This window comes from Rothia sp. HMSC068E02, from assembly GCF_001813565.1.
Taxonomy (GTDB): domain Bacteria; phylum Actinomycetota; class Actinomycetes; order Actinomycetales; family Micrococcaceae; genus Rothia.
On record NZ_KV812882.1, the window covers coordinates 818,208 to 825,236 of the forward strand.

Annotated in this window: 5 protein-coding genes; 3 read left to right on the forward strand and 2 right to left on the reverse strand. The window is 60.5% G+C overall.

The genetic code is table 11. The annotated features are described in order from the left end of the window. The first annotated feature begins 74 nt into the window (after positions 1-74). The gene (lepA, locus tag HMPREF2919_RS04900; RefSeq protein ID WP_371260001.1) at positions 75-1,916 is read left to right on the forward strand and encodes a translation elongation factor 4; all 1,842 of its coding nucleotides are present in this window, start codon (positions 75-77) and stop codon (positions 1,914-1,916) included. A 161-nt stretch (positions 1,917-2,077) separates the two neighbouring features. Continuing rightward, positions 2,078-3,364, forward strand: a complete 1,287-nt coding sequence (hemW, locus tag HMPREF2919_RS04905; RefSeq protein WP_070666551.1) for a radical SAM family heme chaperone HemW — start codon at positions 2,078-2,080, stop codon at positions 3,362-3,364. A gap of 641 nt (positions 3,365-4,005) precedes the next feature. On the opposite strand, the gene HMPREF2919_RS04910 is transcribed toward hemW, so the two are convergent. Both HMPREF2919_RS04910 and HMPREF2919_RS04915 read right to left on the reverse strand, forming a co-directional pair. Beyond that, positions 4,006-4,425: a DUF4870 domain-containing protein gene (locus HMPREF2919_RS04910; RefSeq protein WP_005505983.1), complete on the reverse strand. Its 420-nt coding sequence runs from the start codon at positions 4,423-4,425 to the stop codon at positions 4,006-4,008. Between the two features lie 263 nt (positions 4,426-4,688). Next, a complete protein-coding gene (locus HMPREF2919_RS04915; RefSeq protein ID WP_070666554.1) occupies positions 4,689-5,558 on the reverse strand; it encodes a DUF3097 domain-containing protein in 870 nt (289 codons plus the stop codon). A gap of 279 nt (positions 5,559-5,837) precedes the next feature. Here HMPREF2919_RS04915 and dnaJ point away from each other — a divergent pair, with 279 nt between their 5' ends. Next, positions 5,838-6,974: a molecular chaperone DnaJ gene (dnaJ, locus tag HMPREF2919_RS04920; protein ID WP_070666557.1), complete on the forward strand. Its 1,137-nt coding sequence runs from the start codon at positions 5,838-5,840 to the stop codon at positions 6,972-6,974. Positions 6,975-7,029 lie beyond the last annotated feature (55 nt).

Sequence of the window (7,029 nt, forward strand, 5' to 3'; positions counted from 1 at the left end):
GGTATGGGAAAATGATAGGTAACTATGCCCATACCCGCAGCCAGCATCTCGAAAGGATGATGTGATTGGCACCCATGTCGAAGAACCCGCCCGTTCCGGCGGCGACCGACCCCGCGATTATTCGCAACTTCTGCATTATCGCCCACATTGACCACGGTAAGTCCACCCTCGCGGACCGCATGCTGCAGGCCACCGGCGTGGTTGCCCCGCGCGATATGAAGGCGCAGTACCTGGACCGCATGGACATTGAACGTGAGCGCGGTATCACCATTAAGTCTCAGGCTGTGCGCATGCCCTGGGATGTTGACGGCACCTCCTACGCGCTGAACATGATTGACACCCCCGGCCACGTGGACTTCACCTATGAGGTGTCCCGCTCCCTGGCCGCGTGTGAGGGTGCGCTTCTGCTCGTGGACGCCGCCCAGGGTATTGAGGCTCAGACTCTGGCTAACCTGTACTTGGCGATGGAGAACGACCTGACCATCATCCCGGTGCTGAACAAGATTGACCTTCCCGCGGCTCAGCCCGATAAGTACGCTGAGGAGCTGGCGAACCTGATTGGTTGCGAGCCGGACGAGGTTCTGCGCGTATCGGGTAAGACCGGTGAGGGTGTTGAGGCTCTGCTGGACCGTATTGTGGAGGCGATTCCCGCCCCGCAGGGTGACGCATCCGCCCCGGCGCGTGCCATGATTTTTGACTCGGTGTACGACTCGTACCGCGGCGTGGTCACCTATGTGCGTGTTGTGGACGGTAGCCTGCAGCCGCGTCAGAAGATTAAGATGATGTCCACCGGCGCTGAGCATGACCTGCTTGAAATCGGTGTGATTTCCCCTGAGCCCGTCCCGTCGAAGGGCCTGGGCGTGGGCGAGGTGGGTTACCTCATTACCGGTGTGAAGGATGTCCGTCAGTCCCGTGTGGGTGATACCGTCACCTCCGCCGCGAAGCCTGCGCAGGAGTCCCTGGGCGGTTACGAGGACCCCAAGCCGATGGTGTTCTCTGGCCTGTTCCCGATTGATGGTTCGGACTACCCGGCGCTGCGTGACGCGCTGGATAAGCTGAAGCTTAACGACGCTGCGCTGATTTATGAGCCGGAGACTTCTGCCGCTCTGGGCTTCGGTTTCCGCTGTGGCTTCCTGGGTCTGCTGCACCTGGAGATTGTGCGTGAGCGCCTGGAACGCGAGTTCAACCTGGACCTGATTTCGACCGCGCCGAACGTTATTTACGACGTGGTGGATGAGGCCGGTAACGCTAAGCGCGTGACCAATCCGAGCGAATTCCCCGAGGGTAAGGTCGCGACGATTCGCGAGCCCATGGTGGCGTGTACGATTATTGCCCCGAGCGAGTACATTGGCGCGATTATGGAGCTGTGCCAGGCTCGCCGCGGCCAGATCGGCGGCATGGATTACCTGTCCGAGGATCGTGTGGAGATGCGTTACCGCCTGCCCCTGGCAGAGATCGTGTTCGACTTCTTCGATCAGTTGAAGTCCCGTACCCGCGGTTATGCGTCACTGGACTGGAAGTTCGACGGTGAGGAAGAGGCTGACCTGGTGAAGGTCGACATCCTGCTGCAGGGCGAGAAGGTGGACGCGTTCAGCGCCATTACTCACCGCGATAAGGCGTACTCGTACGGCCTGATGATGACTTCTAAGCTGCGTGAGCTGATTCCTCGTCAGCAGTTTGAGGTGCCGATTCAGGCGGCTATCGGTTCGCGTATTATTGCCCGCGAGAATATTCGTGCGATGCGTAAGGACGTTCTTTCGAAGTGTTACGGTGGCGATATTTCGCGTAAGCGTAAGCTGCTGGAGAAGCAGAAGGAAGGCAAGAAGCGCATGAAGATGGTCGGTCGTGTGGAGGTTCCTCAGGAAGCCTTCATTGCGGCACTGTCTTCGAGCGAGGAGAAGGAAAAGAAGAAGTAGCCTTTCGCTGCTTTGTAGCTTTTCCGGCTGTGTGCTGACCTGTTGATTGTGGAGAACCCGGCTGGTGCCTCGTGTACCGCCGGGTTCTCTGCACGCTGTCTGTTGATGCCACCCGCCATATTATTGATTCACGACCCGTACACCCACTTCCAGGAGGCAGAATGCCCGCCCAGCCCACCGGCGACCCCGCACCCCGCGACGGGCGCATCCCCGCCACCAGCGCGGCAGGATGCGAAACCCGCGACTTCAGCCTCTACGTACACATCCCCTTCTGCTCCGTACGCTGCGGCTACTGCGACTTCAACACCTACGCCGCCGAAGACTTCGGCGACGGCATCGGCCTCGGCACCTACGCCGACGACGCCATCGCAGAAATCCTCTTCGCCGCCCGCACCCTCGAAGCATCCGGCGTCGCAAAACGCCCCATGCACACCGTCTTCTTCGGAGGCGGCACCCCCACCAAACTGCCCGCCCGCGACCTCGTACGCATCCTGCAGGCAGCCATCGACGTATTCGGCCTCGTCGAGGGCGCAGAAGTCACCACCGAAGCGAACCCCGACTCCGTCACCCGCGAAGACCTGCAAACCCTCAAGGACGGTGGCTTCACCCGCGTATCCTTCGGCATGCAGTCTGTCGTCCCCGAGGTGCTACAGGTACTCGACCGCACCCACACACCCTCCAACGTGCCGAAGGTCGTCGCCTGGGCCAAGGAGGTCGGCCTGCAGGTGTCCGTGGACCTGATTTACGGTTCGCCGGGGGAGAGCCAGCAGCAGTGGGAGCAAAGTGTTCGCGCCGCAATTTCCTACGAGCCGGACCATATTTCCGCGTACTCTCTGATCGTGGAGGACGGCACCAAGCTTGCCGCCCAGATCCGCCGCGGCGAGTACACCATGCCCGACGAAGACCTCATGGCGGACATGTACCTGCTCGCCGAGGAGCTGCTCACCGAAGCCGGCTACAACTGGTACGAGGTCTCCAACTACTCGCGCAGCGAGGACACCCGCAGCGACCACAACCTCGCCTACTGGCGCAACCAGGACTGGTGGGGCATCGGTCCCGGCGCACACTCGCACGTGAACGGTACCCGCTGGTGGAACGTGAAGCACCCGGTGCCCTACGCGCAGAAGGTGCGTGCGGGGGAGTCCCCGGCGGCGGCACGTGAGGTGCTGGACACCGCCACTCGTGCTTTTGAGACGATTATGCTCATGATCCGTGTGCGTGAGGGCTTGGCGATGCGCGAGCTGCTCGCCGTGCACGATGAGGCGCAACTGGGTGCCTCCCTGCGCTGGCTGGTTTCTCAAGCTCTGATTGAGCCTGATGCTTTGAATTCTCAAGCTGAACCTGACCCTGAAGCTCACGTGCGACTAACCCTCAAGGGCCGCCTACTGGGCGATGCGGTCACCCGCGAGCTGCTCCCGGAGGTCCCTGAAGAGCACGAAGGGCACTAAGAAGCATTGGTCTGACAAGGGGCTTTTCAATCGGGGCGGCGTTCCGGTTCTGGTTTGTCGCAGCTCCACTAGATGCTTTTCTCTAACGCTGCCTGCGAATGGCGTGCGCCCCGGTATTGCCGTAATATTTCGGTGATTTCGGGGCATTTTTGCGGGTCTCAAAAAACTTTTAAAAAATTTTTTGGGGCTGTTTGGAGGGGCTTGAGGGGAGCACCAAACCTTACATTGGCGTGCTAATTGTTTGCATTTGTGCTGGACTAGCCGAAAGAATTTTCCACTCCTTCATGCCGCTTTTAGGGTGCGTATTTTTCGATTACTTTCCCGAGAAAAAATTTTCCAAAACACCCAATTTCAAGTTGTGGTTGAAGGTTACGCTGTGCCATAATAGGTCATGGCAGGACGGTATATGTCTAACAGCGTGTTCTCGTCTTTGCTGAAGTTGAGTGAATACGGTTGTGGGCTCCTGGTAACAGGGGCCCACGATCGTTTAATAATGATTATTTACAGCGCCATTCGGTAGAGTTTGTAGTAATTCACGCGCACTAGGCAAAGAAGCCCCACTTAAACGTAGAACGCCCCGCACACAACGTGCGGGGCGTTCAAACGTAAAAGCTATCAGCGCGGTTTAGGACCGGCAGTTCTTAGGACTCTGCAGACTCTGCGTTCTCGGTGGAGTAGAAGCGGTCCAGCAGGCGCGGGTTCATACGGTAGCTGTACGGCTCACCGCGGTTCACCTCAATACCGGCACGCAACGACGCAATAGCCATGAACAGCCACACGAGCGCACCCAGAACCATGGCAATGTTGCCCATGCCGGGCAGGAACGACACAACCCACAGCGCCACCAGAGCAATGGAGGGCAGGAGGGTGAAGTTCATCGCCTCGCGAGCCTCCTGCTCAGCGAAGGGCGCGTTATTGCGGCTGACGTAGAAAACCGCAGCGGAAGGGATGATGCCGAGAATGCCGCCGAAATGCGCGAGAGTCGCACGGTTGCGGTCCTGAATCACGCTAATCTTACGGGTTTTCTGAGGCCCGGTTGCCGGGCGAACATCGTTAGTCACGAAAATCCTGGTTCGATAGAAGTTTCTTGTGGTGATCACCTAAGCCGGTGGACCTGCCCTCCGAGGAGGTGAATCGTTTGAGCGGTGGTGACCCAGAGTGTAGTGATGGTGCAACATAAACCCACAGAGGCAATGCCACACGCTCAACTATTGTACCGCTTTAGGGGACAAAACCCACAGGATAATGCCCTCGAGGGAAAGGTTCTGAGCAAATTCACACCTGCGCCCGCAGACAGGGGCGCAATAGCGGGTCTCGGGTGCGGTTAGGCACCCGGCTCGGTGAGAAAATCGATGAGCGATTCGACCGGGCCGAGTAGCGTCGGATCCAGGTCGGCGTAGGAGTCAACGCGGGAGAGAATGTGCTTCCATGCCTGCGCCACATCCGCCTGCGTTTCGTGCGGCTGACCCAGACGACGTAGCGTGCCCTTCTTGAAGTCCTCACCGCGCGGCACCTGCGGCCACGCCTTCAAACCCAGCACCGACGGCTTGACCGCCTGCCAAATATCGATGAACGGGTGACCCACGATCTTCACGTGCCCGGCGGCACCCGGCACAGCCAACGCATCCGCAACAATTCGCTGCTCCTTCGTGCCCTCAATCAGGTGGTCGACCAGAATACCCAGGCGGCGACCCGGGCCCGGCGCGAACTCACGAATGGCACCGGCGAGATCATCCACGCCGTGCAGCGGTTCCACGACAATGCCCTCAATGCGCAGATCGTGGCCCCAGACCTTTTCCACCAGCTCAGCGTCGTGCAGACCCTCAACCCAGATGCGGGAGGCGCGCGCCATCTTAGCCGGGGCGTTCTTCACCGCGATAGAACCGGAACGAGAAATCGTGCGCTTCGGCTCCTTCGCGGCCATCGGGGCGACAATCTCAACGGGCTCACCCTCAATCAGGTAGCCCGGACCCAGCGGAAAATTCTTTACGCGACCCTTCGCGTCCTCGAGTCCGAAGAACAGGGCACCGCCGATGCGTTCAGCCTTCACGACCTCACCCACCCAGCCGTTAATATCCTCAATCAGCAGGCCGCGGCGCAGTGGCACCTTACGCGGGGCCGGCGCCTGGCGGCTCATGCGGGCGGCGTTTAGATCCTGGGCACCCCAGCCGTAGGGGGAGCGGTGGGTACTCAACGTATTCTCCTTTGGGGCGGTAGGGACAGCAGAGCCAGTAGGGGCGGTGACCGTGCCGGAACCATAAGACAGAACAATCAGACGGAACCGTGAGACAGAACCGGCGGGGGAACTAAAACGGGGTTCGGGGCGCACCGCAGATTAAGCGGATAGCGGGAGCGACCCCCATTCAGCCTAGCCATTGTATCGGGTCGGGGGTAGTATCCCCTAGAATTGATACGACCATTGTTGGCGGTGCACTCATCGAGCACCGCCATCGTCTCGAGAGGAAGGAACCGCATGAGCCACTACGATACTCTCGGCGTATCGAACGACGCCAGCCCCGAAGAGATCAAGAAGGCGTACCGAAAGAAGGCACGCCAACTGCACCCCGACGTGAACCCCTCCGAGGACGCAGCCGAAGAGTTCAAGCGTGTCACCCTCGCCTACGAGGTGCTCTCCGACCCCGAAAAGCGCCGCAACTATGACACCACCGGCGACGAACAGGGCCGCGCAGGCTACCCCGGAGGCGGCGGCTACCCGGGCGGCGGATTCAGCGGCTTCGGCGGTTTCGAGGACCTGCTGAACATGTTTACCGGCGGCGCGGCAGGTGCCCGCGGCCCCGCATCCCGCATGCGTCAGGGCCAGGACGACCTGATTACCGTCTCCATCAGCCTGCAGGACGCCGTGTTCGGTGTTGAGAAGACCATTGAGCGTCGCTCCGCCGTGACCTGTAAGTCCTGTAACGGTGAAGGCACCGCGGAGGGCACCCAGCCCGAAACCTGCACCACCTGCTCCGGTCACGGTTTCATGCAGCGCCGTGTGCAGTCCATCCTCGGTACCGTCATGCAGCAGGTTGAATGCCCCGACTGCCACGGCTACGGCACCGTCATCAAGACCCCCTGCCCTGAATGCCACGGTCAGGGTCGCGTCCGTGAAGACGTGCCGCTGACCTTCAACGTTCCCGCCGGCGTGCACGACCAGGCGCGTATCCGCCTGCGCGGCAAGGGCGAAGCAGGCCTGTACGGTGGCCCCAACGGTGATCTGTACATTGACCTGAACGTCAAGCGCGACAAGTACTTTAGCCGCGAGGGCGACAACCTGGTCACCACCGTGAATATCCCCATGGTCGCAGCGGCGCTGGGCACCACCATTCCGCTGAAGACTTTCGACGGCGACCAGGAAGTTGTGATCCCCGCAGGCACTCAGAGCGGTGACGTGATCACCCTCAACGGCCTGGGCGCAACCGTGCTCGGCACCGAGCGTCGCGGCGACCTGCTGGTGCGTATCCAGGTGGTCACCCCCACCGACATGACCGAAGAACAGCGTGAACTGCTGCGCCAGTTCGCTTCCCTGCGCGGTGAATCCCTCACCGAAGGTTCGCAGGTCAAGTCCCGCGGCGGTCTTTTCTCCCGCCTGAAGGACCAGTTCAAGTAGGATTCCTACACCAAGCTGAGGATGCGGCGGGTGCGGTACTCAACCCGCACCCGCC